Source organism: Terriglobia bacterium, from assembly GCA_036496425.1.
Classification (GTDB): domain Bacteria; phylum Acidobacteriota; class Terriglobia; order 20CM-2-55-15; family 20CM-2-55-15; genus 20CM-2-55-15.
The window spans coordinates 1-2,924 of sequence record DASXLG010000132.1 but is presented as its reverse complement, the minus strand read 5'-3'; the positions used below and the strand labels follow the sequence as shown (position 1 = coordinate 2,924).

Annotated in this window: 3 protein-coding genes; 2 read left to right on the top strand and 1 reads right to left on the bottom strand. The window is 57.1% G+C overall.

The annotated features are described in order from the left end of the window. On the top strand, nt 1-600 hold a 600-nt coding region (locus VGK48_08965; GenBank protein HEY2381296.1), incomplete at its 5' end, for a transketolase C-terminal domain-containing protein. Between the two features lie 8 nt (nt 601-608). Here the strand turns inward: VGK48_08965 and VGK48_08960 are convergent. Then, the gene (locus VGK48_08960) at nt 609-1,856 is read right to left on the bottom strand and encodes a VCBS repeat-containing protein (protein ID HEY2381295.1); all 1,248 of its coding nucleotides are present in this window, start codon (nt 1,854-1,856) and stop codon (nt 609-611) included. Nucleotides 1,857-1,902: 46 nt separating this feature from the next. On the opposite strand from VGK48_08960, the gene VGK48_08955 reads away from it, so the two are divergent. Next, complete coding sequence (locus VGK48_08955; GenBank protein ID HEY2381294.1) at nt 1,903-2,775, top strand: hypothetical protein; 873 nt, start codon at nt 1,903-1,905, stop codon at nt 2,773-2,775. Nucleotides 2,776-2,924: the final 149 nt, after the last annotated feature.

Here is a 2,924-nt window from a genome sequence, read left to right as displayed (position 1 = left end):
CCCGCCGATGCCACCGAAACAGCCGAATGCTGGGCTGTTGCCATCGCCCACGATGGTCCTACGCTGTTTGCTCTGACTCGTCAAAACGTCCCCCACTTGAGTCGCGCCAACGTCAAGAACGGAGACGCATCAAAGGGCGCGTACATCCTTTCCGAAGCCGAAGGCGGCGCCCCGGAACTCATCCTGATTGGATCCGGATCGGAAGTCGCGCTGTGTATGAAAGCGCAGGAAAAGCTGAAAGGCTATGGCGTAAAAGCGCGCGTAGTGAGCATGCCGAGCTGGTACCTGTTCGAAAAACAGGAGAGCGCCTATTGCGAGAGCGTCCTGCCGAAAAAGCTGAAGAAGCGCGTGACGGTTGAGGCGGGCGCAAGTCTCGGGTGGGACCGCTGGGCCGGCGACGAAGGAACCATCATCGCGGTGGATCATTACGGGGCGTCCGCGCCCGGCGATCAGATCATGAAGAATTTCGGATTTACCGCCGAGCATGTCACCGCCGCCGCGCTGCGTCTTGTCGGCCGAAGCGCGGAAGCGGAAAAGGAGTATGGCGGCGGTGAGGCATCCAACGTCGCTCCTACTTCGCCGCAAGAAGGACACTCCTAGCGGGTGCCTTATGGCTTCGCCGGAATTTCGCCGCCCTCGCCCTTGAAAGGCCATTCTTTGTACAGCAAAGTTTCGCGTTCGCGTTGTTCACGCGGTACTTTGTTCACCTTCAAATTTTCGAGCAGGTGAATTCCCGTCTTCCCGGCAACCGCGATGTCCAGGTCGCCATCGCCGTCCAGGTCTTCCGTAATGAACTGCGTTCCGCCGCCGGCGGTTCCATTGACAGAAACGGGCACGCGCGTGAAGTTCCCTGCCTGGTCGATCTTGTAGTAATAAATCACCAGCGGATCGTAAGAGCCCGGATCGTTGCCGTTATGCCCGCGATAACGTTTGCCCGCCAGCAGTTCCATCTGCCCGTCGCCGTCGATATCCACCAGCTTCAGTACGTGGACCTGCGAGAACGATTCGTCGATCGTGTGTTTCTTCCACTCGCCATTCGGGCCTTGCTCCAGCCAATACAAACCATAGCTGTGCCCGCGCCCGTAAATCACGTCGGTCTTCCCATCGTGGTTCACGTCATAACCGATAATCGGAAATCCGGATTCGCCTAGCTTCCACTCCCCGCGCCATTCCCACTTGTCCTGATTCGCGTCGATATTTTTGAACCAGCCAAAAGGCGTCAGAAGATCGTTCTTGCCGTCTCCATCGATATCCGCGATGCCGATACCATGGCCGTCCTGTTCAGATCCCCCGGCGTTGTGCACTTTCGGTTCCGGGCCGGAAAAATCGACCCAAATCACGCCGGAATGTCCGTAGTGGCCAAGCGCCAGTTCCGGTTTGCCATCGCCATTCAAGTCCGCCATCCAGCCGCCTTCTGTCTTCACGGTGTGCGCGATCAAGTGCCGCTGCCACAGCGCTCCCGCTTTTTTGGGATTCTCATACCACCAAAGCCCATCGCTCTGCCAACCCACCGTCACTAGATCGACCGCTCCATCGTGGTTGACATCCACAGCCCACTCGCCGCAATCCGAAACGAATTCACCGGTAATTTCCACAGTACGGTACTGCTGCCGCTTCCACTCGCCGCCCGCCGGTCCCGGATTCTCGTACCAATAGGCGCCGCTCACCAGATCTGGCCGCCCGTCGCCGTTCATGTCCATAACGGCGATTCCCTCCGCATGATCGAAGCCGATCCGGTGCTCGAAAAAATTCAGTTCCGGAACTCCTTGCGGGCCATTTCCGCGCTCCTTGTTCAATTGGGCGTACGCTGCAGTTACGGCAACAGCCGACAGGATGACTAAGATTCGACGCGGCATATAGAGTTCAGAGCGTAGTTTATACCGCGTCTACTAAACTGCAGAGGTGTACTCGTTTCGCCTGCGGCGTAATCTGGCCTGGATCATTTTCGCCGCTGTGGCTTTCGAACCTGCCTGCCTCGTGCGCAGGCGTACCGTCAAGCCTCCCGGTGAAAAAGAAAACAGGCCATTATTAAGCGCCACCAAGGAGCAATTAGTCCAGCGCATTCACAACGTTTCAGATCCGATCGAATCCTTCAACTTGAAAGTCGACATGGCGCCTTCGGTCGGCAGTCTCTATGGTGGCAAGGTTACCGATTACACCAGCGTTATCGGCTATGTCCTGTACCGCAAACCCGACCAGATGCGCGTCATCGCCCTCGAGCCTGCCATACATGGCACGGCATTCGACATGGTCTCGATCCACAATGAGTTTCGCGTGTCCATCCCTCTGAAAAATCAATTTCTGGAAGGCCGCAACGATGCGCCGCCGTCGGCGTCCCAGAACAAGCTCGAGAACTTGCGGCCGGCCGCATTCCTCACCGCGCTCCTGATCAGGCCGCCAGACCCCAAAACCGATCTGACAGTTCTCGAAGACGACACCAATGAAACCGATGCCGTTTACATTTTGATGATGATCCAGCGCGCGGGCGATGGGCTCAAACTGGTTCGCAACGTGTATTTCGATCGTTACACGCTCGATATTTCCCGTCAAAAAACATTCGGTCCGGATGGCAGCATCGCTAGCGACACAACATACTTAAATTGGAAAAGCTACGGCGGAATAAAATTTCCGGGTCTCATCGATATCCAGCGGCCGAAGGACGGCTATGAAGTGATCCTCACCCTGATGGATTTGAAATTGAACACGCCCGAAATAACCGCGGAAAAATTCGTGCTGAATCCGCCGGCCGGCGTCCAACCGCGGACACTGAAATAGTGACACGGCGTGGTTTGCTTTCCGGAGCGGCAGCCGCCCGATTGTCCATAACAACTCTGTCCGCCGACCCCGCCGATTGGACGCTCTCCCAAGCCGCCCGCGCCCTGGCGCGCCGCCGCATTTCGTCCAAAGAACTCACCGAACATTGC